Origin of the sequence: Streptomyces alboflavus, from assembly GCF_000716675.1 — a bacterium.
In the GTDB taxonomy this organism is placed as follows: domain Bacteria; phylum Actinomycetota; class Actinomycetes; order Streptomycetales; family Streptomycetaceae; genus Streptomyces; species Streptomyces alboflavus.
This window is the reverse complement of the sequence record NZ_JNXT01000069.1, coordinates 1-22,564: the sequence shown is the minus strand read 5'-3', so window position 1 is coordinate 22,564 and position 22,564 is coordinate 1. Positions and strand designations below refer to the sequence as shown.

Annotated in this window: 23 protein-coding genes; 13 read left to right on the top strand and 10 right to left on the bottom strand. The window is 72.3% G+C overall.

All coding sequences use genetic code 11. From position 1 onward, the window contains the following. Positions 1 to 69 precede the first annotated feature (69 nt). From OO63_RS35640 to mshD, 4 genes are all read right to left on the bottom strand, one after another. Positions 70 to 1,062, bottom strand: a complete 993-nt coding sequence (locus tag OO63_RS35640; RefSeq protein WP_051811493.1) for a hypothetical protein — start codon at positions 1,060 to 1,062, stop codon at positions 70 to 72. After that, complete coding sequence (locus OO63_RS35635) at positions 1,059 to 1,970, bottom strand: ABC transporter ATP-binding protein (protein ID WP_030362243.1); 912 nt, start codon at positions 1,968 to 1,970, stop codon at positions 1,059 to 1,061. Before OO63_RS35635 ends, OO63_RS35640 begins: the two co-directional genes overlap by 4 nt. After that, on the bottom strand, positions 1,967 to 2,410 hold the full coding sequence (locus OO63_RS35630; RefSeq protein ID WP_030362242.1) for a GntR family transcriptional regulator: 444 nt from the start codon (positions 2,408 to 2,410) through the stop codon (positions 1,967 to 1,969). The genes OO63_RS35635 and OO63_RS35630 overlap by 4 nt, the downstream gene beginning before the upstream one ends. Before the next feature lie 112 nt (positions 2,411 to 2,522). Further along, complete coding sequence (mshD, locus tag OO63_RS35625; RefSeq protein WP_030362241.1) at positions 2,523 to 3,449, bottom strand: mycothiol synthase; 927 nt, start codon at positions 3,447 to 3,449, stop codon at positions 2,523 to 2,525. Positions 3,450 to 3,701: 252 nt separating this feature from the next. Here mshD and OO63_RS35620 point away from each other — a divergent pair, with 252 nt between their 5' ends. Both OO63_RS35620 and OO63_RS35615 read left to right on the top strand, forming a co-directional pair. Next, positions 3,702 to 5,537 carry a bifunctional metallophosphatase/5'-nucleotidase gene (locus tag OO63_RS35620; protein ID WP_030362240.1) on the top strand — a complete coding sequence of 612 codons (1,836 nt, stop codon included), beginning with the start codon at positions 3,702 to 3,704 and terminating at the stop codon, positions 5,535 to 5,537. A 53-nt stretch (positions 5,538 to 5,590) separates the two neighbouring features. Beyond that, positions 5,591 to 6,868 carry an LmeA family phospholipid-binding protein gene (locus OO63_RS35615; RefSeq protein ID WP_030362239.1) on the top strand — a complete coding sequence of 426 codons (1,278 nt, stop codon included), beginning with the start codon at positions 5,591 to 5,593 and terminating at the stop codon, positions 6,866 to 6,868. Positions 6,869 to 6,881: 13 nt separating this feature from the next. On the opposite strand, the gene abc-f is transcribed toward OO63_RS35615, so the two are convergent. The 6 genes from abc-f to OO63_RS35585 all read right to left on the bottom strand — a co-directional run bounded on the left by abc-f (position 6,882) and on the right by OO63_RS35585 (position 14,230). Further along, positions 6,882 to 8,540 carry a ribosomal protection-like ABC-F family protein gene (gene abc-f / locus OO63_RS35610; protein ID WP_030362238.1) on the bottom strand — a complete coding sequence of 553 codons (1,659 nt, stop codon included), beginning with the start codon at positions 8,538 to 8,540 and terminating at the stop codon, positions 6,882 to 6,884. Between the two features lie 148 nt (positions 8,541 to 8,688). Then, positions 8,689 to 10,104, bottom strand: coding sequence for a sensor histidine kinase (locus OO63_RS35605; RefSeq protein WP_030362237.1), 1,416 nt, complete (start codon positions 10,102 to 10,104; stop codon positions 8,689 to 8,691). Further along, positions 10,101 to 10,844 carry a response regulator transcription factor gene (locus OO63_RS35600; protein WP_030362236.1) on the bottom strand — a complete coding sequence of 248 codons (744 nt, stop codon included), beginning with the start codon at positions 10,842 to 10,844 and terminating at the stop codon, positions 10,101 to 10,103. Before OO63_RS35600 ends, OO63_RS35605 begins: the two co-directional genes overlap by 4 nt. 265 nt (positions 10,845 to 11,109) lie before the next feature. Beyond that, positions 11,110 to 12,189, bottom strand: a complete 1,080-nt coding sequence (locus OO63_RS35595) for a S1C family serine protease (protein WP_030362235.1) — start codon at positions 12,187 to 12,189, stop codon at positions 11,110 to 11,112. A 125-nt stretch (positions 12,190 to 12,314) separates the two neighbouring features. Next, a complete protein-coding gene (locus tag OO63_RS35590; protein ID WP_030362234.1) occupies positions 12,315 to 13,352 on the bottom strand; it encodes a LacI family DNA-binding transcriptional regulator in 1,038 nt (345 codons plus the stop codon). 23 nt (positions 13,353 to 13,375) lie between these two features. Further along, on the bottom strand, positions 13,376 to 14,230 hold the full coding sequence (locus OO63_RS35585) for a response regulator transcription factor (protein WP_030362233.1): 855 nt from the start codon (positions 14,228 to 14,230) through the stop codon (positions 13,376 to 13,378). Between the two features lie 323 nt (positions 14,231 to 14,553). On the opposite strand from OO63_RS35585, the gene OO63_RS35580 reads away from it, so the two are divergent. The 11 genes from OO63_RS35580 to ygfZ all read left to right on the top strand — a co-directional run bounded on the left by OO63_RS35580 (position 14,554) and on the right by ygfZ (position 22,295). Continuing rightward, the gene (locus OO63_RS35580; RefSeq protein WP_078619570.1) at positions 14,554 to 15,399 is read left to right on the top strand and encodes an alpha/beta hydrolase family protein; all 846 of its coding nucleotides are present in this window, start codon (positions 14,554 to 14,556) and stop codon (positions 15,397 to 15,399) included. Between the two features lie 22 nt (positions 15,400 to 15,421). Beyond that, complete coding sequence (locus OO63_RS35575; RefSeq protein ID WP_030362231.1) at positions 15,422 to 15,676, top strand: MoaD/ThiS family protein; 255 nt, start codon at positions 15,422 to 15,424, stop codon at positions 15,674 to 15,676. Positions 15,677 to 15,686: 10 nt separating this feature from the next. Next, positions 15,687 to 16,919, top strand: coding sequence for a hypothetical protein (locus tag OO63_RS35570; protein WP_030362230.1), 1,233 nt, complete (start codon positions 15,687 to 15,689; stop codon positions 16,917 to 16,919). 129 nt (positions 16,920 to 17,048) lie between these two features. Beyond that, a complete protein-coding gene (locus tag OO63_RS35565) occupies positions 17,049 to 17,801 on the top strand; it encodes an LmeA family phospholipid-binding protein (RefSeq protein WP_030362229.1) in 753 nt (250 codons plus the stop codon). 219 nt (positions 17,802 to 18,020) lie between these two features. Beyond that, on the top strand, positions 18,021 to 18,101 hold the full coding sequence (locus OO63_RS47855) for a putative leader peptide (protein WP_350893136.1): 81 nt from the start codon (positions 18,021 to 18,023) through the stop codon (positions 18,099 to 18,101). Positions 18,102 to 18,281: 180 nt separating this feature from the next. Further along, the gene (locus tag OO63_RS35560; RefSeq protein ID WP_030362228.1) at positions 18,282 to 19,127 is read left to right on the top strand and encodes a sulfurtransferase; all 846 of its coding nucleotides are present in this window, start codon (positions 18,282 to 18,284) and stop codon (positions 19,125 to 19,127) included. A gap of 32 nt (positions 19,128 to 19,159) precedes the next feature. Further along, positions 19,160 to 19,447 (top strand): DUF1416 domain-containing protein, encoded by a 288-nt coding sequence (locus OO63_RS35555; RefSeq protein ID WP_030362227.1) that lies wholly within the window; start codon positions 19,160 to 19,162, stop codon positions 19,445 to 19,447. Positions 19,448 to 19,698: 251 nt separating this feature from the next. Continuing rightward, on the top strand, positions 19,699 to 19,956 hold the full coding sequence (locus OO63_RS35550; RefSeq protein WP_030362226.1) for a DUF3099 domain-containing protein: 258 nt from the start codon (positions 19,699 to 19,701) through the stop codon (positions 19,954 to 19,956). Positions 19,957 to 20,188: 232 nt separating this feature from the next. After that, complete coding sequence (locus OO63_RS35540) at positions 20,189 to 20,761, top strand: heme-binding beta-barrel domain-containing protein (protein ID WP_030362225.1); 573 nt, start codon at positions 20,189 to 20,191, stop codon at positions 20,759 to 20,761. A 30-nt stretch (positions 20,762 to 20,791) separates the two neighbouring features. Beyond that, positions 20,792 to 21,295 (top strand): Fur family transcriptional regulator, encoded by a 504-nt coding sequence (locus tag OO63_RS35535; RefSeq protein ID WP_051811491.1) that lies wholly within the window; start codon positions 20,792 to 20,794, stop codon positions 21,293 to 21,295. A gap of 34 nt (positions 21,296 to 21,329) precedes the next feature. Next, positions 21,330 to 22,295: a CAF17-like 4Fe-4S cluster assembly/insertion protein YgfZ gene (ygfZ, locus tag OO63_RS35530; RefSeq protein ID WP_030362223.1), complete on the top strand. Its 966-nt coding sequence runs from the start codon at positions 21,330 to 21,332 to the stop codon at positions 22,293 to 22,295. Positions 22,296 to 22,564 lie beyond the last annotated feature (269 nt).

Genomic DNA, 22,564 nt, shown 5'->3' with positions numbered 1-22,564 from the left:
CAGTGGTTACGCCGACATGACGCCTGGGGGATGGCGTGGCGGCTCCCAGGCGTCTGTCAGGCGGGCGTCTCAGGGGGTACGGCGACGCAGTACCCGGAAGGCAACGTATCCGGCCGCCGCCGCGAGCGCGAGAACGATCCCGGACTCGATGAGCTGTACGTACCAGAAGTGCGACCGGGGACGGAAGTCCACCCACGCCTGGACGACGTGGGTGTCGGCGGGGCAGGAGTAGTCGTTCTTCCCGGGCCCCGCCCACGACAGGCACTGGCCCGGCTGGAAGCGGTCTCCGGCGGCGTTGCTGACGCCCATGTCCACGATGCGCACGTCGTCCGGGATGCCGCCGGGCACCCAGGCCTCCCGGGCGCGGGCACTTGAGTCGGTGAGGGTGCGGGCCGGGACGAGGTCCCAGCGGACGCTGCTCAGCAGCCACAGGACGCCGCCGGTGACGGCGCTCGCGGCGGACATGGCGAGCAGGGTGCGGCGCAGCAGCAGCCCGGCGAGCGCGCCGACGGCGACCGCGAGCAGGCAGTACGCGACGACGACGGGCCCGGTCACGGCGTAGACGGTGCTGTGGGACCAGCTCAGGCTTCCCTGGGCGTGCACGAGTCCGGAGCCGCCGAGCCAGAACACGCCCAGGACCGCGAGGCCCGCGGCCACGGCGAGGGCGGCGGCGACGGTGAGCCGCGCGGAGAGCCAGCGGGCGGGCGGGTCGGCCTGTGTCCAGGCGAACTGGTGCAGCCCGGCCTCCAGTTCACGGGCGACGACCGGGCCCGCGGTGAAGGCGGCGACGAGCAGCGGTACGAGGAGCAGGGCGACGGCGCCCCGCTCCATGTACGTGAACAGCAGGTCGTCCTCGTTGGAGACGCCGAGGAACGTGATGAGTCCCGGGCGTCCTTGGGCGGCCAGGTGCAGATAGCCGGTCACGGCGGTGGCGAGGACGACGAGCCCGAGGGCGGTCCACAGGGTGGTCCGGTGCAGGCGCAGGACGGTCCGGTGGGCGCCGGGCAGAAGCGGGCGGCGGGCGGTGCGGGTCGCGGGCGGGGTCAGGGACGCGGTCGTCATGCCGCCACCGCCGTGCGGTCGGCGGGGTTCGCGCCGGGGGTGAGCAGGGGCGGCGCGTCGGGGGAGCGGAGATGGGCGAGCAACAGCTCCTCCAGGGAAGGCTCTTCGACGCCCCAGCCGCTGTCGAGGAGCAGGGGTCCTTCGGGGCGTACGAGGGCGGTGAGACCGCGGCCGGTGGCGTGCGACTCGACGACGGTGTGCGCGGCGAGATCGGTGAGCGGCCGGGCGCCGGTGACCAGGGCATGGGCGTTGACCAGGTCGTCGATGCCGCCGCCGAGCCGGACCCGGCCGCCGGAGACGAGGAGCAAGTGGTCGCAGGTCTCGGCCAGTTCACCGACGATGTGGGACGACATGACGACGGTGGTGCCGTGCTCGGCGGCCTCGGCCATCAAGGTCCCCATGAGCTGGTGGCGCGCGAGGGGGTCCAGGTCGGCCATCGGCTCGTCCAGGAGCAGCAGTTCGGCGCGCTTGCCGAGCGCGAGGGCCAGCGCGACGCGGGTGCGCTGGCCGCCGGAGAGGGAGCGGACGCGGGCGCCGGGGTCGAGTTCCCCGTCGGCCACCACCCGGGCGGCGAGGGCGGCGTCCCAGCGGTCCGGGTTCAGCTCGGCGCCGAGCCGCAGCGTCTCGGCGACGGTGAACCGCGGGTAGAGCGGCTTGTCCTGCGCCACGTACGCGATCCGGGCGCGGACCTCGGCCGGGGCCGCGCCGAGCACGGCGAGCCGTCCTGAGGTGGGCCGCAGCAGGCCCGCGGCGAGCGCGAGCAGCGTGGACTTCCCGGCGCCGTTGGGGCCGACGACCGCGCAGACGCGGCCCGCGGCGAGGCGGAAGGAGCAGTCGCGCAGGGCGGGTTCGCGGCGGCGGCCGTAGGCCAGGGCGAGGTCGGCCGCCTCGATGGCGGTGTCGGTCATGCGGGGTCCCCCTCGGTGGGTGTTCCGTGCTGCGGTACGGGCTGCTGCCGCGCACCGCTGGACGCTTGCGGGAACTTCTCCTCCAGTACGGCCGTGAACAGCGCGGCCACGTCGTCCCGGTCGAGCCCCTCGGTGCGGGCGCGGGCGGCCCACTCCAGGAGCTCGCCGTGCAGCGGGGAGTCGGCGGGCGCGCTCCCGAGCGACCTGCGGACGAAGGTGCCGAGGCCGCGGCGGGCCTCGACCAGGCCCTCGCGCTCCAGCTCCCGGTAGGCCTTCAGGACCGTGTTCGGGTTGATGGCGGTGGCCTCCACCACCTCGCGTGCCGTGGGCAGCTTGTCGCCGGGCTCCAGCAGGCCGAGGCGCAGGGCCTGTTGGGTCTGCTGGACGATCTGGAGGTAGGTGGCGACGCCGCTGCGCCGGTCGATGCGGTACTCGACCACTGCCTTGCACCACCCTTTCACTAATTGAGTAGTGAAAGGGTGGTGCACAAGAGGGGGCGGCGTCAAGTGACGCCGCCCCCTGGGTCGTTGCGCGCTCGCCCGGAGCCCGGGTTCAGGACTCCGTGCGGTACATCAGGTCCGTCTCGTGCGTCACGAAGCCGAGGCGCTCGTACACGCTCACCGCCGCCTTGTTGTCCGCGTCGACGTACAGCATCGCCGTCGGGAGCCCGGCCGCCGCGAGGTGCCGCAGGCCGATGGTGGTGAGCGCCTTGCCGAGCCCGCCGCCCTGCGCGCCGGGCCGCACCCCGACGACGTACACCTCGCCGAGCCGCTCCGCCGCGTGCGTCTTCGTCCAGTGGAAGCCGACCAGCTCACCGTCCGCCTCCCGCTCGGCGAGGAAGAACCCGGCCGGGTCGAACCACGGCTCGGCCTTGCGGTCGTCGAGGTCGCGCTGGGTCAGGGAGCCCTGCTCGGGATGGTGGGCGAAGGCGTCGGCGTTCACCGCGAGCCAGGCGGCGTCGTCCTCGCCGGGCACGAAGGCGCGCACGCGCACGCCCTCCGGCAGCACCGGCTCCGGCAGGTCGAGGTCCGCCAACGGGCGCCGCATCTGCCGCAGTTCCCGGAACAGCGTGAGGCCGAGCACCTGGGCCAGGTGCCGCGCCGCCGAGTGCCCGCCGTGCGCCCACACCCGCAGCCGCCGCCCCGACTCCGCGAGCAGCGCGGTACCGAGCGCCCGCCCGTGCCCGTGCCCCCGGTGCGCCGGATGCACGACCAGCTCGGCGGCGGGGGCCTCGACGGGGTCGGTGTCCTCCAGCTGGGCGTAGCCGACGAGTTCACCGCCGACGGTGAGCAGCAGATGCCGTACGCCTTCCCGGCCGCCGCCCCGCAGCTGCAGCCGCCCCTGCTCGGACACGGCCTGCTGCCCGTCCGTGCGCGCCGCCTCCCCGAGGAGCCCGAGCACGGCCTCGGCCTGCTCGGCCGCGAGTACGTCGAGGGTGTCGATCTGGCGGAGGGGGGCGGGGGCGTGGTCGTCAGTCATGGGTCCGAGGGTACGGCGACGGAGAGGCTCAGCAGTATCGAGCGCGTCGAGCGTCAGATGACGGACGGGGCAGGGGAAAAAAAGCCCGTCCGGCGATTGAGGACGAGCGCGAAGCGCGATCAACCTCAGCCGAAGAACCCCCGCAGGCAAAAGGCAACCTCCCTGTAACCACCGGGCCCCTGTTGCGCTACGCGCGTTGACCTTAGGCTTCCCGACGGCCCAAGTCGTCCCAAACGCCCCCGGGGGGAACCCGTGTCCGCCATACCCAAACACCGAAGGCCCAGGCGCCGAGCCACCCGCGTCCTCGCCGTCGCGGCGGGCATCGCCACCGTCGGGGCGCTCGCCGTAGCCCTGCCCGCGAGCGCCGGGCAGGACGCGCCGGGCGGCGCCGAGGCGAAGGCCAAGAAGCGCACGGTGGACGTACAGCTCCTGTCCTTCAACGACTTCCACGGCAACCTCCAGGCCCCCGCGGGCTCCTCGGGCCAGGTCACCGAGAAGCAGCCGGACGGGACCGAGAAGAAGATCGACGCGGGCGGCGCCGAGTACCTGGCGACGTCCCTGCGCGAGGCCCGCAAGGGCCACCCGTACTCCATCACCGCCGCGGCCGGCGACCTCATCGGCGGCAGCCCGCTGCTCTCGGGGCTCTTCCACGACGAGCCGACCGTCGAGGCCCTGAACAAGATGGACCTCGACGTCTCCAGCGTCGGCAACCACGAGTTCGACGAGGGCGCGAAGGAACTGGCGCGCATCCAGAACGGCGGCTGCCACCCCAAGGACGGCTGCTACGAGAAGGACAGGCACGGCAAGCCGAAGAAGTTCAAGGGCGCCGACTTCCCCTACCTCACGGCGAACGTCACCAAGGAGAAGTCCGGCAAGCCCCTCCTCAAGCCCTACTCGGTGTGGAAGCACAAGGGCGTGAAGATCGGCTTCATCGGGCTGACCCTGGAGGGCACCCCGGACATCGTCTCGGCCGACGGCATCAAGGGCCTGAAGTTCCACGACGAGGTCGAGACGATCAACAAGTACGCGAAGATCCTCGACAAGCAGGGCGTGAAGTCGATCGTCACGCTCATCCACGAGGGCGGCTCCCCGGCGAGCCAGGCGTACAACTACAACTGTGACTCCCCGGGCGCGGGCGACGGCATATCGGGCCCGATCACCGCGATCGCCAAGGCCGCTTCGCCCAAGGTGGACGCGTTCGTGACGGGCCACACCCACCAGGCGTACGTCTGCACCATCCCGGACCCGTCCGGCAAGCCGCGCATGGTCACCTCGGCGTCCTCGTACGGAAAGCTCTACACGGACACCACGCTGACGTACGACCGCAGGACCAAGGACATCGTCCGCACCAGTGTGAAGTCCGCGAACCACGTCGTCAGCCGTACGCAGCCGAAGGCCGCCGACATGACGCGCCTGATCGGCCGCTGGGACAAGCTGGCCGCACCCATTGCGAGCAGGCCCGTCGGCTACATCTCCGGCGACATCCCCGGCCGCGGCGCCACCTCGCCCGAGTCCCCGCTCGGCGACCTGATCTCCGACGCGCAGCTCGCGCACGCCAAGTCCCTGGATCCCAAGGCGAGCCTGACCCTGATGAACCCGGGCGGCATCCGCTCCGACCTCGTCCACAAGGCGAGCGGCGGTGAGGGCGACGGGGTCGTGACGTACGGCGAGGCGTTCACCGTGCAGCCGTTCAGCAACACCGTGAACCTCGTCGACCTCACCGGCGCGCAGCTCCTGACCGCGCTGCGGCAGCAGGTCAGCGGCCCGAACGAGGCCTCGCCGAAGATCCTCCAGGTGTCGGACGGCTTCACGTACACGCTCGACATGACGAAGTCCGGCGCCGACCGTATCGTCACCGACTCCGTGAAGCTGAACGGCAAGGCGCTCGATGTGAACGCCACCTACCGCGTCGCCCTGAACTCCTTCCTCGCGGGCGGCGGCGACGGCTTCGCCGAACTGGGCAAGGGCAAGAACCCGCTGGTCGGCGCGGACGACCTGAAGGCGCTCAACGACTACTTCGCCGCCAACTCCTCGGCGGACAAGCCGATCGCGCCCCCGAAGGCGGACCGCATTACCGTTGTGAAGTAGCTCTCCGGCGAACGAGCTTGGGGTGGGGTGTGAACGTATGGTGAGATCGCTTGATGCGTTCCCCCCACCGCATGGCCGTTTCTGATCAGTCCCCAGCCGATCCGCACGAAGAGATATCCCGCCACGAACACCCTCCGTACGAAGAGACATCTCCCCGCAATCCGTACGAAGAGCTCGGCGCCCTCGCGCCCAGCCCCTTGGAGGACTTCCTCCGGGAGGACCCGGGCGACGAGAACGCCGCCGAGCCCCCGTGGCAGCCGCCCAACCACCGGCGCGGCAGCCGTCGCCGCCGCACCCGGTTCGCCGGGCTCCCGCTGGCCGCGAAGGCCCTCGTCGCCCTCGCCGTCGCCGCCGCGTTCCTGGTCCTCGCCGACCGCTGGGCCCTGCTCTACGCCGAGCACGAGGCCGCCGACAAGCTCAAGGACCAGCTGAACCTGAGCGCGGCCCCCGAGGTCGACATCGAGGGCTTCCCCTTCCTCACTCAGGTCCTCGACCAGCGCCTGGACGAGGTGAAGGTGACCGTGCCCGACGTCGCCGCCGACCGCGTCTCGCTCGCCAAGGTCTCCGCGACCGCCACCGACGTCACCATGAAGGGCGACGGGCCCACCTCCCTGACCGGCGCCGTCATCGGGCAGATGCGCGGCGAGGTGCTCCTCTCCTTCGACGACCTCAACCGGGAGCTGGGCGCCTCCCAGGTCACCTTCACCGGCCACGGCCGCGACAAGGTGTACGCCCGCGGCACCCTGCCCGTCGCCGGGCACGACCTGAAGGTCCGCGCCGACGCCCGCATCGAGCGCAACGGCGAGCGCGGCGTCGCCACCGACATCGACCGGATGCGCCTCGACATCGGCGACATGGCGACCTACCGGCCCGGCGCGCGGGAGTCCGAGGGCCTGCACCTCAGCCGCACCGGCGCGCGCCGCGTCGCCGAGCAGTCGTCCCAGGCCAAGGCCCTGCTCGCGGTGCCCGAGATCGCCCGCCGCCTCGGGGTGCCGGACGGCGCCGTGCGCGAGGCGCTGCGCAGCGACGCCAAGCTCAACGACGTCACCGGGTCGCCGGAGTTCGTCGACGACGTGATGCGCCTCAACCTCATCGACGTGGCGATGGGGCACCCCGCCCTCCTGAAGCGCCTCGGCCTCGACCCCGCCCTCCTCAAGGGCCTCGACGACCTCACCCGGCCCGTCCTCGTCGACCGGCTCTCGCTCTCCTTCGAGCTGCCGAGGCTTCCGGGCGAGGGCGCCATGCGGTTGCAGGGTGTGAAGGTGGAGGAGGACGGGATCCGGGTGGGGGTCGAGGGGTACGGGATCGGGTTCGGGAGCACCGCGTCCTGACGCGCCGGGCGGGCTAGCGGGGCACAGGCCTGCCCGCCAGGGTCAGGGTCTGGCCCCGGTACCCCGCCCGCAGCCGCCGGTCGTGCGTCACGACGACCAGCGTGCCCGCGTACGTCGCGAGTGCCGCCTCCAGGTCCTCCACAAGCGCGGGCGAGACGTGGTTCGTCGGCTCGTCCAGGAGGAGCAGGTCGTACGGGCGTGTGACCAGGCGGGCCAGTTCGAGGCGGCGGCGCTGGCCCGTGGACAGGGTGCCGACCGGGCGCCGCAGGTCCGACTCGTGGAACAGGCCGAGCGCGAGCAGCTCGTCGCCCCGGTCCTCGCCGAACGCCGCGAGCAGCGAACGCGCGCCCTCCGCGCGGGACACGGGCGCCGCGACCTGCCGCAGCAGCCCCACCCGCGCGGGCCGCCGCACGGTGGCGCCCGGCTCCGGCTCGACCTCCCCCGCGAGCACCCGCAGGAGCGTGGACTTGCCCGCCCCGTTGGGCCCGGTCACGAGGAGCCGCCCGCCGGCCGGAACCCGCAGGGAGTCCAGGGCGAGCCGCCCCGGCACCCGAAGGTCGGCCACCTCGACCGCGCCGTCGGCCGCTCCCGCGACGCTCGCAGCGAACCGCAGCGGCTGCGGCGGCGCGGACACCGGGTTCTCCGTGAGCCGCCCGAGGCGTTCGCGGGCGTTGCGGATGCGGCTCATCGCGCCGTGCGCCCGCGACCGGGCCCGGAAGGCGCCCGCGCCGCTGAAGGCCGCGGGGGCCTTGCGCGGGATGGCGTCGAGTCGCCCGATGTGCGAGTCGGCGAGCCGCGACTGGCGCCCCACTTCGGCACGCCACTCCTCGTACTCCCGCTCGTGCCGGGCCCGTTCGGCGGCCTTGGCGGTCAGGTAGCCCGCGTAGCCGTCGCCGTGGCGGCGGACGGATCGGGTGACATGGTCGACCTCCAGGACGGTGTCGGTGACGCGGTCCAGGAAGGTCCGGTCGTGGGTGACGGCGACGAGGGTGCCGCGGTGGGCGCGCAGCCGCTCCTCGAGCCAGGCCACGGCCTCGTCGTCGAGGTCGTTGGTCGGCTCGTCGAGGAGCAGCAGTTCGGGGGCGGAGGCGAGGGTCGCGGCGAGGGCGAGCCGGGAGCGCTGCCCGCCGGAGAGCGTGCCGAGCCGCCGCGAGCGGTCGAGGCCGGTGTGCTCGCCCAGGTGCCGCAGGGCGATGTCGACGCGCCGGTCGGCGCCGTAGCCGCCGCGGGCCTCGAAGCGGGCGACGAGCGCGGAGTAGGCGTCGTACGCGGCCGGGTCGGCGCCGTCCAGGTCCGCGCCCGCGGCCTGGATCCGGCGCTCCAGGTCCCGCAGGTCGGCGAGCGCGAGGTCCACGGCGTCGCCGACGCGGGCGGAGTCCGGCAGGTCCAGGGTCTGGGCGAGGTGCCCGGTGCCGCCCGGGGCGACGACGGTGACCGTGCCGTTGTCGGCCCGCTCCCGCCCGGCGAGCAGCCGCAGCAGCGTGGACTTGCCCGAGCCGTTGTCCCCGATGACTCCGGCCTTCTCGCCGGGCCGGACGGTGAGACGGACGCGGTCGAGGACGAGGTGGTCGGCGTAGCGCTTGGTGACGTCGGTGAGGGTGAGCTGGGAGGTGGCGGGAGCGGTGACGGTGGCGGCAGAGGTGGCGGCGGGTGCTGCTGGGGCACGGAACAAGTGGGGCTTCTTTCGTGGACGACGGTGGCTGGGGCGCGGAGGTGCGTGCGCCCTTCGTGAGTGACGAGACGTCTCGTCTCGCTTCAACGAGATGGAACGTACCACCCATGAGCCACCGATGCAAGACGCGCCGTCTCGTTGGTGATGTCTACGGTGTCGAGGGCGGCGGCGTCCCCGCCCCCGGCAGCCGCACCCGGGCCACCGTGCCACCGCCGTCCGCGGGCCCGAGGGCGACCTCGCCGCCCGCCTGGCGCACGGTCCGCGCCACGATGGACAGGCCGAGCCCGGAGCCCGGCAGGCTGCGGGCGGTGGGGGAGCGCCAGAAGCGGTCGAAGACGTAGGGCAGTTCATCGGCGGGGATGCCGGGCCCGTGGTCCCGTACCGTCAACTCGCCGCCCTTGAGCCCGACTTCGATGACCGTGCCCGCCGGGCCGAACTTCACCGCGTTGTCGAGGACGTTCACGATGGCCCGCTCCAGGGCCGCGGGCTCCGCCCGTACGAACCACGGGGTGAGGTCGGCCTCGAAGGTCAGCTCGGGGCCGCGCAGCCGGGCCCGCTCCAGGGCCGCGTCCACGACGTCGTGCAGGGCGACCACCTGCACCTTGCCGCCTCCCTGGGCCGCGTCGGGGCGGGACAGCTCCTGGAGGTCGCCGATGAGGGAGGCGAGTTCGGTCATCTGCGCCTTGACGGAGGCGAGGAGGGCGCGGCGGTCGTCGGGCGGGATGGCGCGCCCGGTCTCCTCGCTGCGGGCGAGCAGTTCGATGTTGGTGCGCAGGGAGGTGAGCGGCGTCCGCAGCTCGTGGCCCGCGTCGGCGATGAGCTGCTGCTGGAGGTCCCGGGACGAGGCCAGGGCGGACGTCATCGCGTTGAAGGACCGGGACAGCCGGGCGATCTCGTCGTCGCTGTCGTCGTCGGCGGGCAGCCGCAGGTTCAGGTCCTCGGTACGGGCGACGTGCTCGACGGCGGCGGTCAGTTCGTCGACGGGGCGCAGGCCGGTGCGGGCCACCCAGAGCCCGGCGGCGCCCGCGCCGAGGACGCCCACGCCGGCGACGAGGGAGAGGACGAGGACGAGGTTGTTGAGGGTGTCGTTGACCTCGTCGAGGGGGCGGGCCACGGAGACGGCGAGGGGCGCGTTCTGCAGCGGGTAGGTGAAGACGCGGTACTCGACGCCGTTCGCCGCCCGCGTGTTGTGGTACGTCTCCGCCGACTCCTGGCGGGCGACGGCGAGGTCGGAATCCTTGATGTCGATCTTCTGCCGCCCCATGATGACGCAGCTCGCGTTGTTCGCGAAGACGACCTGGATGGTCTGTTTGTACAGGTCCGGGTTGCTGGGGAAGGTACGCAGACACCGCCCGCCCTGGACGTCGATCTGGTCGACGACGTCGGAGTCCGACGGGCGATTGCTCCGCAGCGCGTCGTCCAACGAGCTGACGAGGACGTTCCGTACGACGAACCAGCACGCCACCGCCGCGGCCGCGACCGCCACCGCGACCGCCGTGGCGACGAGCAGGGCGAGCCGGGAGCGCAGCGGGAGTGCGCGGAAGCGGCGGACGAGACGGTTCACGCGCCGCCGCCGGATCCCGAGGCGTCGGCGCGCAGCACGTACCCCACTCCCCGCACCGTGTGCACGAGGCGCGGCTCGCCGCCCGCCTCCGTCTTGCGCCGCAGGTACATCACGTACACGTCCAGGGAGTTGGACGACGGCTCGAAGTCGAAGCCCCACACCGCCTTCAGGATCTGCTCGCGCGTCAGGACCTGGCGGGGGTGGGCGAGGAACATCTCCAGGAGCGTGAACTCCGTGCGGGTCAGCTCCACCGTGCGCGTCCCCCGGGTCACCTCGCGCGTCGCCAGGTCCATGCGCAGGTCGGCGAAGACCAGGGCCTCGGCCTCCGTCGCGCTCTGGCCGGACGCCGTCGCGTAGGTGCTGCGGCGCAGCAGGGCGCGGATGCGGGCGAACAGTTCGTCCAGCTCGAACGGCTTGACCAGGTAGTCGTCCGCCCCCGCGTCCAGGCCCGTCACCCGGTCGCCGACCGTGTCCCGTGCGGTCAGCATCAGGATCGGTGTCGTCGAGCCCGCCGACCGCAGCCTCCGCGCGGCCGTCAGGCCGTCCATCCGGGGCATCTGGATGTCCAGTACGACCAGGTCGGGGCGGTAGGCCGTGGCCTTCTCCAGCGCGTCGGCGCCGTCCACGGCGACCTCCGTGCCGTAGCCCTCGAACGCGAGGCTGCGCTGCAGGGCCTCGCGCACGGCCGGCTCGTCGTCCACGATCAGGATGCGCTGCGAATCGCCTTCGGCGGGGCTCATGGGGGTTCGGCTTTCTGGTGGGTGGTGGGCGGGGTGGTCGGTATCAGCGTCGCATGGGCTTTCCCCAACCCCGCCCCTTCCCGAAACTGGGGCTCCGCCCCAGACCCCGCTCCTCAAACGCCGGAGGGGCTACATATGTCGCCGGTGCGGCAAAGTTTTAGCCCGTCCGGCGATTGAGGACGAGGCGCGGAGCGCCGATCAGCGGGGTCTGGGGCGGCAGCCCCAGTTTCGGGAAGGGGCGGGACTGGGGAATGCCCCGCAGGGCTCACCCCTCTGCCCCGGCCCGCAGCTTCCCCAGGTCCGCCTTCACCGTGTTGATGGGAATCGCGAACCCGAGCCCCACACTCCCCGACTCGGACCCACTCCCGGCCCCCGACCCGGAACCGGCCGAGTACATGGCCGAGTTGATCCCGATGATGTTCCCGTTCATGTCGATGAGCGCACCCCCGGAGTTCCCGGGATTGAGCGACGCATCGGTCTGCAACGCCTTGTACGTCGTCTTCGAGGACCCCGTGTCCCCGTTGAACTGCTCCCCACCGAACTCGAACGGCCACCCCCCACCAGGCCCCTGCCCCTGCCCCTGCTCCTGCCCACGCCCGGGATCGGCGGAGACGGTCACGTCCCGGTCGAGCGCGGAGACGATGCCGCTGGTGACGGTCCCGGTCAGCCCCTCGGGCGAGCCGATGGCGACGACCTCCTGCCCGACCTGCACGTCGTCGGAGTCACCGAGGTTCGCGGCCTTCAGCCCGGACGCCCCCTCCAGCTTGATCAGGGCGAGGTCCTTCTTGCTGTCGGTGCCGACGGTCCTGGCCTTGTAGGTCTTGCCGTCGCTGGTCCGGACGGTGATGTCGGTGGCGCCGGAGATGACGTGGTTGTTGGTGACGATCTCGCCGTCGGAGGTGATGATCACGCCGGACCCGGTGGACTTGCCGGAGCCGGTGGTGGCGTTGATCTCGACGATGCTGGGCGAGACGGCGGCGGCGACCCCGGCGACGGTGCCCTTGCTGCCGGCGGAGACGCTGGTCCCGTTGACGTTCCGGGTGCCACCGCTGCCGCTGTCGTCACCGGTCAGCGTCTGGAAGGCGTACGCGGTACCACCACCGACGGCCGCGGCGGCGAGGGCGACGGCGGCGAGGAGAGCCACGGGGCCGCGGGCGCGCCGACGCCCGGAGTGAGCGGGCCCACCGGCGGGGCCGGGCCCGAAGGCGGGCGGCGGCGGAAAGCCGGGCTGCTGCGGGGCCGACGGGGCCGGGGCGGCCGAGGGGGCCGGGGCGGCCGAAGGGGCCGGGGCCTGCGCGTGCGGGCCGGACGGGTTCTCATCGCTCTGGCGGAAGGGTTCTGTCATGTCTCCGATCGTGTTCCCGCCACATGAGAGCCCCCTGAGGACGCCCTGAGAACCCCGACAGAACCGCGTTTGCCCGATATAAAGGCGCCGCGCGCCTCTCTGTGAAAGGTCGCCGCGCGTACCCCTCAGAGATCAGCCGCAGCCTCACACCCGCACGACTGCCGCACCACGAGCCGCGAGGGAAACACCTTCAGCCGCTCCCGCCGCGACCCGGCCACCCGCAGCCCGTCGTCGAGGACCAGGTCGACCGCCGCACGGGCCATCGCCGGGCGGTCGGAGGCGACCGTGGTGAGGGGCGGGTCGGTGAGCCCGGCCTCCTTGACGTCGTCGAAGCCGGCGACGGCCAGCTCGCCGGGCACGTCGATGCGCAGCTCGCGGGCGGCCCGCAGGACGCCGATCGCCTGGTCGTCCGTGGAGCAGAAGATCGCGGTGGGGCGGTCGGGGCGGGAGAGGAAGCCGAGGGCGAGCTGATAGGCGTCGTAGCGGTTGTAGGGGGCCTCGAAGAGGCGGCCCTCGACCGGCAGACCGGCCTCGCGCATGGCGCGCCGCCAGCCCTCGACGTGGTCGGAGACGGGGTCGCCGACGGTCGGGGTCTCGGCGGTGCCGCCGACGCAGGCGACGTACGCGTGGCCGTGTTCGAGCAGGTGCCGGGTGGCGAGCTGGGCGCCGCCGACGTCGTCGGTGACGACGGCGACGTCGTCGATGGCCTCGGGGCGCTCGTGCAGGAGCACCACGCGCGCGTCCCAGGCGTCGATCTCGGCGGCGGCCTGGTCGGTCAGGCCGTGGCTGACGAGGATCAGGCCGGAGACGCGCATGCCGAGGAAGGCGCGCAGGTAGTGCGTCTCACGTTCCTCGACGTAGTCGGAGTTGCCGACGAGCACCATTTTTCCGCGCTCGGACGCGGCCTGCTCGACGGCGTGGGTCATCTCCGCGAAGAACGGCTGCCGCGCGTCCGGCACGATCATGCCTATGAGGTCCGTGCGCCGGGACGCCATGGCCTGGGCGACCCGGTCCGGGCGGTAGCCCAGCTCCTTGATCGCTGCGAGTACGCGCTCGCGCGTGGCCGGGGCGACCGGCCGGGGTCCGTTGTTGATGACGTAGCTCACGACCGCGGTCGAAGTACCCGCCAGTCGCGCCACATCGTCCCGCGTCACCTTGGCCACGCGCGCAGTCTACGCGGATGGACTCAACCCTGAGCAGGGCGTGCGACGGCTTCCTTCGCCCGTTCGGCGGCGGCCCCCGGCGCCCGCCCCGCGGCGGGCTTCGCGGCGGCCGCCCCGGCGCCGTCGGAGTGGCCCGTGCGCGCGGCCCGATCGGCCTTCTCCGTGGTGTCACGGGCGTCCCGTGCGGCCTTCTCGGCCCGCTCGGGCTTCTCCGGGACGACGAAGCGGTAGCCGACGTTGCGGACGGTGCCGATCAGCGACTCGTGCTCGACGCCGAGCTTGGCCCGCAGGCGGCGTACGTGCACGTCGACCGTCCGCGTACCGCCGAAGTAGTCGTAGCCCCAGACCTCCTGGAGCAGCTGGGCGCGGGTGAAGACCCGGCCGGGGTGCTGCGCGAGGTACTTGATCAGCTCGAACTCCTTGAAGGTCAGGTCGAGGACCCGGCCCTTCAGCTTCGCGCTGTACGTCGCCTCGTCCACGGACAGGTCGCCGCCCCGGATCTCCATGGGGGAGTCGTCGGCGGTGATCTGCTGGCGGCCCATGGCCAGGCGCAGGCGCGCCTCGACCTCGGCGGGGCCGGCCGTGTCCAGGAGCACGTCGTCGATGCCCCAGTCCGCGGTGACGGCGGCGAGGCCGCCCTCGGTGACGACCAGGACCAGCGGGCAGCCCGGGCCGGTGGAGCGCAGGAGCTGGCAGAGGCTGCGGACCTGGGGCAGGTCGCGCCGCCCGTCGATCAGGATGACGTCGGCACCGGGGGTGTCGACGAGCGCCGGGCCCTCGGCGGGGGCCACCCGCACCTGGTGAAGGAGCAGACCGAGGGCGGGAAGCACCTCCGTCGACGGCTGGAGGGCGTTGGTCAGGAGCAGCAGAGAACTCATCGCGGCCCACCTGCCCGGGTCGTCTTACGGCTGTGCACGTTTCGCTCGCCCATAACGTCGGTTCCTCCTCGGTCCCTGGGGAGGGGGTCCCCCCTGCTCGAACGGAGTTGAGAGCTTGGGGGAGTTTGCGGCACTGCTTCGTACTGCTTCGCGCTGTTTCGTACCTGTCGTACACCTCCCGCGCCCCGGGTGGTGGCCGTGCGCGCCGTTCTTGAGGCTTCGTTTACGGGGCCTTGGTGGGCCTCGTGCGCGAGTCTGCCGGAAAGCACGAAAGGACCCGGGGGCTTCGCTGCCCGGATCCTCTGCGCAGCAGAATAGCCCACATGAGTTCCGGTCCGGCAGGTCAAACGGCGCGATCTTCTGTGCAGCCGATCACTCGCGTTCAGCCGCGCGCCACGTCGCGTTCCACGCTCCTTACCTCGGACGGGGTGCGCATCGAAGCCGCGTACGACCCCGGTCCGGGGCCGGTCGGCGGGCCCGCGATCGTGCTCGCGCACGGCTTCACGGGGGACCTGGGGCGGCCGCACGTGCGCCGGGCCGCGACGGTGTTCGCGCAGCGTGCGGCCGTGATCACGTTCTCGTTCCGGGGGCACGGCGGGTCCGGTGGGCGCTCCACGGTCGGCGACCGCGAGGTGCTGGACCTGGCGGCGGCCGTGGCGTGGGCGCGCTCGCTCGGGCACACGCGCGTGGTCACGGTCGGCTTCTCCATGGGCGGCTCCGTGGTGCTGCGGCACGCCGCGCTGCACGGGGGGCGCACGGAAGCGCGGGTCGACGCGGTCGTGTCGGTCAGCGGACCGGCCCGGTGGTTCTACCGGGGTACGGCGCCGATGCGGCGGCTGCACTGGGTGGTGACGCGGCGGGCGGGTCGGGTCGTCGGGCGGCTCGGTCTGCGCACCCGGATCCACCCGCACGAGTGGGCTCCCGTCCCGCTGTCCCCGACGGAGTCCGTACCTCTCATCGCCCCGACCCCGCTCCTGATCGTGCACGGCGACCGGGACCCGTACTTCCCCGTCGACCACCCCCGGATGCTGGCCGCCGCCGCGGGCGACGCGGCCGAGCTGTGGCTGGAACCCGGCATGGGGCACGCGGAGCACGCGGCGGACGACGAACTGCTTGGGCGGATCGGCGCCTGGGCCACGGCATCATGGACGTCGGCAACCGCCGAGTGACTTGAGCGAAAGGAGGGGAGCCATGGCATCGGGGACCATCCGGTACTGGGCCGCCGCCAAGGCCGCCGCGGGGATCGCCGAGGAGCCGTACGCCGAGGCCACGCTGGCCGAGGCGCTCAGCGCGGCCCGTGCGCGACACCCCGGAGAACTCGACCGCGTGCTGCTGCGTTGCTCGTTCCTCATCGACGGCGACCCCGTGGGTACCCGCGCCCATGAGACGGTACGGCTTGCCGAGGGCGGCACGGTCGAGGTGCTCCCGCCGTTCGCAGGAGGATGACCCGTACGCGATGAGCAACGAACCGTACGACCCTTATCAGCAGTACCCGCAGCAGCAGCCTCAGCAGTTCGAGGGCCAGCAGCAGCCCTACGACCCGCAGTACGGGCAGTACGCGCAGTACCCGCAGGAGCCCGCCGCGCAGCAGGGGTATCCGCAGGACCAGAGTGAGTGGGGGTACCAGGAGCCCTACGCGCAGCAGCAGTACGCCACTCAGCAGTGGGAGGGGCAGACCTGGGACACGCAGGTGTCGGCTCCGCTGCCCGCGGTGGACGTGACCGAGACCGCGTATCTGCCGCCACAGGCGTACGCCGAGCCGCCGCAGGGGTACCAGGCGCAGGCGTCCGGGCCGGACCACTCGGGGTCGTACCCGCAGGAGCCCGCCCTCGCCCCCGCAGCCGCACCCGCGGCCGCAGGGCCCGCCCCCGTGGGTGAGCCCGCCCCCGACGCCTCCGGATACGGCCCCGCCACCCTCACCGGCAACCCCCGCGTCACCGACGCGCAGCGGGCCCGGGCCGAGGGGCGGTCGCCGATCATAGAGCCGGGGATGCAGCCCGCGCTGCTGACCGCGGTGCTGGGGCTGCTGTTGGCCGGGGGTGCCGCCGCGGGGCAGTACGCGCTGCTCGTACCGCTGGTGATCCTGCAGGCCGTGACGGCCGCCGGATGGTTCCGGCTGAACGGGATGTGGCCCGCCCGGCAGGGCATCGCGCTGGCCTTCCTCGGCGGTGTCGCCGCCGACGTCGCGCTGCTCGCCACCGGCGAGGGCAACGCCCCGGCCGCGATCCTCGGCACCCTCGGCGTGTGGGTGCTGCTCGTCCTGGTGCTCCAGCTGCGCAGCCGCGCCGGCGCGGACGAGCGGATGGCCGGGCTCATGGCCACCCTCGCCTCCTCCGCGCTCGCGATCATCGCGGCCGGGCACCTGGCCGCGCTGGACGACGCCGCGACCGTCGGCGGGGTCGCCGTCGCCGCGGCCGTGCTCGCCCGCGCGCTGCCGCTGCCGACGCCCGCCTCGGTGGTCGTGGCGCTGCTCGCGGCGGCCGGCGCGGGCATCGCGGTCGGCGGTGCCACCGACCTCGGCAGCGAGGGCGCCCTGCTCGGGCTCGCCGCGGGCGTCTGCGCCGTGATCGGGCACCGGGTCGCCTCCTACGACTACCCGTCGCGGTTCGTGCACTTCACGGCCGGTGTCGCGCTGCCGCTCGCGGCCGCGGCGCCCGCCGTGTACCTGCTGGGGCGCGCTCTCGGCTGAGCCGGGGCGGGCGCCGCCCGCAGCGTCACAGTCGATCTACAGGTCCCCGGCCGGGCACAGCGGCCGGGGACTTGTCCTTTAGGCTCGCGGCAACGGAACAGCCGAGGCGGGGGACGGGGAACAGCAGGCATGAGCAAGCGCGCGATACGCATACTTCTGATCGTCGTGGTGGTCCTCGGGGGCCTCTTCGTCGCCGCCGACCGCTTCGCGGTGTCCTTCGCCGAGAGCGAGGCCGCGGAGAAGATCAAGGCCCAGGAGGGCCTGAGCAGCACGCCCGACGTGTCCATCAAGGGCTTCCCGTTCCTCACCCAGGTCCTTGGCGGCAAGCTCGACGACGTCGAGATCGGCATCAAGGACTACGACGCCAAGTCCGACGGCGACACCATCCGCATCGCCAGCCTCAACGCCACCGCGCACGGCCTCGACTTCTCCAGCGACTACAGCTCCGCCACCGCCGACTCCGCCGCGGGCGTCGCCCGGATCTCCTACGACGAGCTCCTGAAGGCCGCCAAGGCCGAGCCGGTGCAGCTGCCGCTCGGCGCCACCGGCGAGGTCGTCGGCCTCTCCGACGGCGGCGACGGCAAGGTCAAGGTGGAGGTCGAGATCAGCAAGGGCGGCACGAAGCTCCCCAAGCCCGTGCACGTCCTCAGCTCCCTGAGCGTCGAGGGCGACACGATCAAGGTGCACGCCGACACGATCCCGGACAGCCTCGAAGTGCTCGGCGTGAAGATCCCGCTGCCCGAGGGCATCGCCCGCGACATCACCGACTTCGAGGAGAAGGTCACCGACCTGCCGGGCGGCATCAAGCTCGACACCGTGCAGGCGGCCCCCGACGGCGTGGACGTGGCCGTGAAGGGCGAGAACGTGGACCTGGTGTCCTGATTGCCCCGGCAGATCGGCTCCCCGGCCGATAGTTGTCCGTAGTACGAGACAAGGGCGTCCGTCCCTCAGATGGTGGGCGGGCGCCCTCGGTGCGTCCAGGGGCCGCCGGGCCCCGGCGACCGGCCGGAAAGCATCCACGTGACCACATCCTGGACGAATACGTCTCAGTATCCGACACGCCGGTGACACGGCCACCCCTGCGTCCCTACGATCGGACGCATGCACCGACAGGCGGACCTCACGAAGCGGCGGGCAGTGGACCTGTGCCGCGTCGCCGCCATGCTCTGTCGCACCTTCTGAACCGGACTCCCGACTCCGGTGATCCCCGGGCCTGTTGACCCCCTCACGGTCACCAGCGCCACCCGTGCCGTATGCCCGGCGCCTCCCCGCGTACCCATACGCGCACATTCCCGCACGATCCCGCACCATCCCGTGCAATCCCCGCCGCAACTGCCCCGAACTGCCCCGGAGGAGAACAGCATGAGCCGCAGCGACGTCCTGGTAGACGCCGACTGGGTCGAGGCCCGCATCGACGACCCGAAGGTCGTGATCGTCGAGGTGGACGAGGACACCTCGGCGTACGACAAGAACCACATCAAGAACGCCGTCCGGATCGACTGGACCAAGGACCTCCAGGACCCGGTCCGCCGCGACTTCATCGACCAGGAGGGCTTCGAGAAGCTGCTCTCCGCCAAGGGCATCGCGAACGACTCCACCGTGGTCCTCTACGGCGGCAACAACAACTGGTTCGCCTCCTACGCCTTCTGGTACTTCAAGCTCTACGGCCACCAGGACGTGAAGCTCCTCGACGGCGGCCGCAAGAAGTGGGAGCTGGACTCCCGCGACCTGGTCGACGGCGCGCAGGTGCCGAACCGCCCCGCCACCTCGTACAAGGCCAAGGCCCAGGACACCTCCATCCGCGCCTTCCGTGACGACGTCGTCGCCGCGATCGGCTCCAAGAACCTCGTCGACGTCCGCTCGCCCGACGAGTTCTCCGGCAAGCTGCTCGCCCCGGCCCACCTCCCGCAGGAGCAGTCGCAGCGCCCCGGCCACGTGCCGAGCGCCCGCAACATCCCGTGGTCGAAGAACGCCAACGACGACGGCACCTTCAAGTCCGACGACGAGCTGAAGGCCATCTACGAGGACGAGCAGGTCGACCTCGCGAAGGACACCATCGCGTACTGCCGCATCGGCGAGCGCTCCGCCCTGACCTGGTTCGTCCTGCACGAGCTGCTCGGCCAGGAGAACGTCAAGAACTACGACGGCTCCTGGACCGAGTACGGCTCCCTCGTGGGCGTGCCGATCGAGCTCGGCGCCAACAAGTAACCCCCGACCTTCCTTCTTCCCCAGGAGTACCCATGTGTGGAGCAAAGGCCGGCGGCCCGGACGCTTCGACGATCAAGCCCGGTGAGACCACCATCCAGGGCCAGGTGACCCGCGACGGCGAGCCCGTCACCGGTTACGTCCGCCTGCTGGACTCGACCGGCGAGTTCACCGCGGAGGTGCCCACCTCCGCCACCGGACAGTTCCGCTTCTACGCGGCCGAGGGCACGTGGACCGTACGGGCCCTGGTGCCCGGCGGCTCGGCGGACCGCACGGTCGTCGCCCAGACGGGCGGCCTCGCGGAGGTCGCGATCGCCGTCTGAGGAGACAGGCCGTAGGGCCTAGGGCCGCACCCCGGGGGTTGGACGCCACTGGAGGGGTGCGGCCCTTCGGTTCTACGCTGGACATATGTACGTGCGACGGCGCCATATGGCCCCTCCTTGATGCGCCGCTCGCACTGCTCGGCCCTGGCGGGCCTCCCAGGCTTCGTGGCGCTGCGCCGGACTCCGTCCGTCGGCCGGGGCGGTGGTTACTTTTCCCCTGCGGGCTGGTGACTCGGTCGTAGGCTGGACATATGTACGCGCGACGGCGCCATGTGTACTTCGCCATGATGGGCACCTGCCTGCTCCTCTTCGTCCTGGCGTGGGGTGTCGTGCGGCTCTGGTCGATCCCTGTCGCCGTCGGCATGTGCGTGGTGGCCATGGTCATTCCGCCGCTCGCCGCGATGGTCGCCAACCGGCGCGGCCCGGACGACCGCTGGTGGGACGACCCCTCGGGGGACCCGAAGTCCGACGAGTGGTGGGACGAGCTGGACGGCAAGCGGCGCCGCTAGCCGGGTGGCCCACCTCGGCGGGAGGGGGCGGCGCGGCCCGACTACAGTGGGACCCGGCTCTGTACCGCCCACATACCGCTCACCAAGGAGCTTTAAGTGCTTGAGGCCTTCTTCTCCGCCCTCCTTGTCCTGGTCTGCGTCGGCGTCCTCGCCTTCGCGGGTCTGACCGTGAAGAAGCTGTACCAGGGCCAGCGCTGACCGCACCCCCCACCGAGAGACTCCTGAGCACCCCATGATCGAGATCCCGTCCGACCTGCACCGTGACCTCGTCCCCCTCGCCTGGCTCCTGGGCAACTGGGCCGGCGCGGGCGTCACCGACTTCCCCGGCTCCGCCAAGGCGAATTTCGGCCAGGAAGTCTCCTTCTCGCACGACGGGCGGGACTTCCTGGAGTACCACTCGCACACCTGGGTGCTCGACGCCGACGGCAACAAGGTCGAGCCGCTGGAGTCCGAGTCCGGCTTCTGGCGCATCGGCAAGGACCGCAAGGTCGAGACCGTCATGGTCCGCCAGGACGGCGTCGTCGAGGTCTGGTACGGCGAGCTGGCCGACCAGAAGCCGCAGATCGACCTGGCCACCGACGCCGTCGCCCGCACCGCCGCCTCCGGCCCGTACAGCGGCGGCAAGCGGCTGTACGGCTATGTGAAGGGCGACCTGATGTGGGTCGGAGAGAAGCAGACGCCCGAGGTGCCGCTGCGGCCGTACATGTCCGCGCAGCTCAAGAAGGTCGTCTCGCCCGAGGACGTCGCCGAGATGGCACGCAACCTGGGCGACCTGCCCGACGACGGGATCGCCTTCTTCAAGTAGGCCGTTCCCGGTGGGCCTAGACTTCGGGGTGTGGTGAGCACCGACTCCGACTGGAAGAGCGACCTGCGGCAGCGCGGATACCGCCTGACGCCGCAGCGCCAGCTCGTGCTCGAAGCCGTGGACACACTGGAGCACGCGACCCCCGACGACATCCTCTCCGAGGTCCGCAAGACGGCGTCGGGGGTCAACATCTCCACCGTCTACCGCACCCTGGAGCTCCTGGAGGAGCTGGGCCTGGTCAGCCACGCCCACCTCGGCCACGGCGCCCCCACGTACCACCTCGCGGACCGCCACCACCACATCCACCTGGTGTGCCGGGACTGCACGCACGTCATCGAGGCCGATCTGGACGTGGCCGCCGAGTTCACCGCGAAGCTGCGCGGGATGTTCGGGTTCGACACGGACATGAAGCACTTCGCGATCTTCGGGCGCTGCGAGAAGTGCGCCGCGGTCGCTGCCGCCGGGGACCCCGCCGATCGGGAACAGGTCGCCGAGGCCACTGCGGAACAAGCCGCCGAGGCCGCCGCGGAATAAGCGGCCCGGTCCTCGGGTCGTAGTCTTTGTGAACATGAAGAGCCCCCTGCTTTCGCTGCCCGGCGCCGTCCCCGCCGAGGGAGTGGACGAAGGTGTCGCCGCGCACTACGGCGACCTGTTCCGCGAGCAGCGTGCCCTCGCCGACGGCACCGGATTCGTCGACCTCTCCCACCGCGGCGTGGTCACCGTCACCGGAGCCGACCGGCTGAGCTGGCTGCATCTGCTGCTCACCCAGCACGTCAGCGATCTGCCCCCGGGGCGGGCCACCGAGGCGCTGATCCTCTCCGCGAACGGGCACATCGAGCACGCCCTGTACCTGGTGGACGACGGCGAGACCATGTGGGCGCACGTCGAACCCGGCACGCAGGACGCGCTCATCGCGTACCTGGAGAGCATGAAGTTCTTCTACCGCGTCGAGGTCGCCGACCGCACCGCCGAGTTCGCCGTGGTGCATCTGCCCGCCGGGTCCATCGCGGCCGTCCCGGACGGCGCCGCCGTCCGCGAGACACCGCACGGCCGTGACGTCTTCCTGCCCCGTGCGGACCTCTCCTCCTACGCCGAGGCGCACGGGCCCGCCGTCGGGCTCCTCGCCCACGAGGCCCTGCGCGTCGAGCACCACCTGCCGCGGCTCGCCTTCGAGACCGACCACCGGACCATTCCGCACGAGCTGGGCTGGATCGGCAGCGCCGTCCACCTCCAGAAGGGGTGCTACCGCGGGCAGGAGACCGTCGCCCGCGTCCAGAACCTCGGCAAGCCGCCGCGCCGCCTCGTCTTCCTCCACCTCGACGGCAGCGAGGTGCACCTGCCGGCGCACGGCACGCCCCTCCACCTCGCCGCGGACGGGCCCGAAGGCCGCAAGCTCGGCTTCATCACCACGTCCGTACGCCACCACGAGCTGGGGCCCATCGCCCTCGCCCTCATCAAGCGCAACGTTCCCGTCGACGCGGAGCTTCTGGCCGGGACGACGGCCGCCGCGCAGGAGACGGTGGTCGAGCCCTGACCTCGGGGCGGTCGGCGCCTGGCCTCGGGGCGGTCGGCGCCTGACCTCGGGGCGGTCGGCACCCGGTGCGGGCAGGCCGGCTCCCGGCGGGCAGGACGGCCCTGGCGGGCAGGACGGCCTCCGGCGGGCAGGACGGCCCTCGCCGATCGGCCGCTCCGCGCCGTGTCCTCAATCGCCGGACGGGCTCCCTCCCACCCACCCGCCCAAACTCGCACCACCTGAGCAACGGCCCGGCACCCTCTGCCCTGCCGGGCGGGTTCGGTCCCACC

Bases quoted from the DNA above. Each gene is read 5' to 3' on its own strand.
- OO63_RS35635 (WP_030362243.1), bottom strand. From the start codon at position 1,970: ATGACCGACACCGCCATCGAGGCGGCCGACCTCGCCCTGGCCTACGGC.
- OO63_RS35615 (WP_030362239.1), top strand. From the start codon at position 5,591: ATGCGTTCCCCCCACCGCATGGCCGTTTCTGATCAGTCCCCAGCCGAT.
- OO63_RS35585 (WP_030362233.1), bottom strand. From the start codon at position 14,230: ATGAGTTCTCTGCTGCTCCTGACCAACGCCCTCCAGCCGTCGACGGAG.
- OO63_RS35540 (WP_030362225.1), top strand. From the start codon at position 20,189: ATGATCGAGATCCCGTCCGACCTGCACCGTGACCTCGTCCCCCTCGCC.
- OO63_RS35580 (WP_078619570.1), top strand. From the start codon at position 14,554: ATGAGTTCCGGTCCGGCAGGTCAAACGGCGCGATCTTCTGTGCAGCCG.
- OO63_RS35550 (WP_030362226.1), top strand. From the start codon at position 19,699: ATGTACGCGCGACGGCGCCATGTGTACTTCGCCATGATGGGCACCTGC.
- OO63_RS35570 (WP_030362230.1), top strand. From the start codon at position 15,687: ATGAGCAACGAACCGTACGACCCTTATCAGCAGTACCCGCAGCAGCAG.
- OO63_RS35575 (WP_030362231.1), top strand. From the start codon at position 15,422: ATGGCATCGGGGACCATCCGGTACTGGGCCGCCGCCAAGGCCGCCGCG.
- mshD (WP_030362241.1), bottom strand. From the start codon at position 3,449: ATGACTGACGACCACGCCCCCGCCCCCCTCCGCCAGATCGACACCCTC.
- OO63_RS35640 (WP_051811493.1), bottom strand. From the start codon at position 1,062: ATGACGACCGCGTCCCTGACCCCGCCCGCGACCCGCACCGCCCGCCGC.
- OO63_RS35595 (WP_030362235.1), bottom strand. From the start codon at position 12,189: ATGACAGAACCCTTCCGCCAGAGCGATGAGAACCCGTCCGGCCCGCAC.
- OO63_RS35560 (WP_030362228.1), top strand. From the start codon at position 18,282: ATGAGCCGCAGCGACGTCCTGGTAGACGCCGACTGGGTCGAGGCCCGC.
- ygfZ (WP_030362223.1), top strand. From the start codon at position 21,330: ATGAAGAGCCCCCTGCTTTCGCTGCCCGGCGCCGTCCCCGCCGAGGGA.
- OO63_RS35600 (WP_030362236.1), bottom strand. From the start codon at position 10,844: ATGAGCCCCGCCGAAGGCGATTCGCAGCGCATCCTGATCGTGGACGAC.
- OO63_RS47855 (WP_350893136.1), top strand. From the start codon at position 18,021: ATGCACCGACAGGCGGACCTCACGAAGCGGCGGGCAGTGGACCTGTGC.
- OO63_RS35555 (WP_030362227.1), top strand. From the start codon at position 19,160: ATGTGTGGAGCAAAGGCCGGCGGCCCGGACGCTTCGACGATCAAGCCC.
- OO63_RS35565 (WP_030362229.1), top strand. From the start codon at position 17,049: ATGAGCAAGCGCGCGATACGCATACTTCTGATCGTCGTGGTGGTCCTC.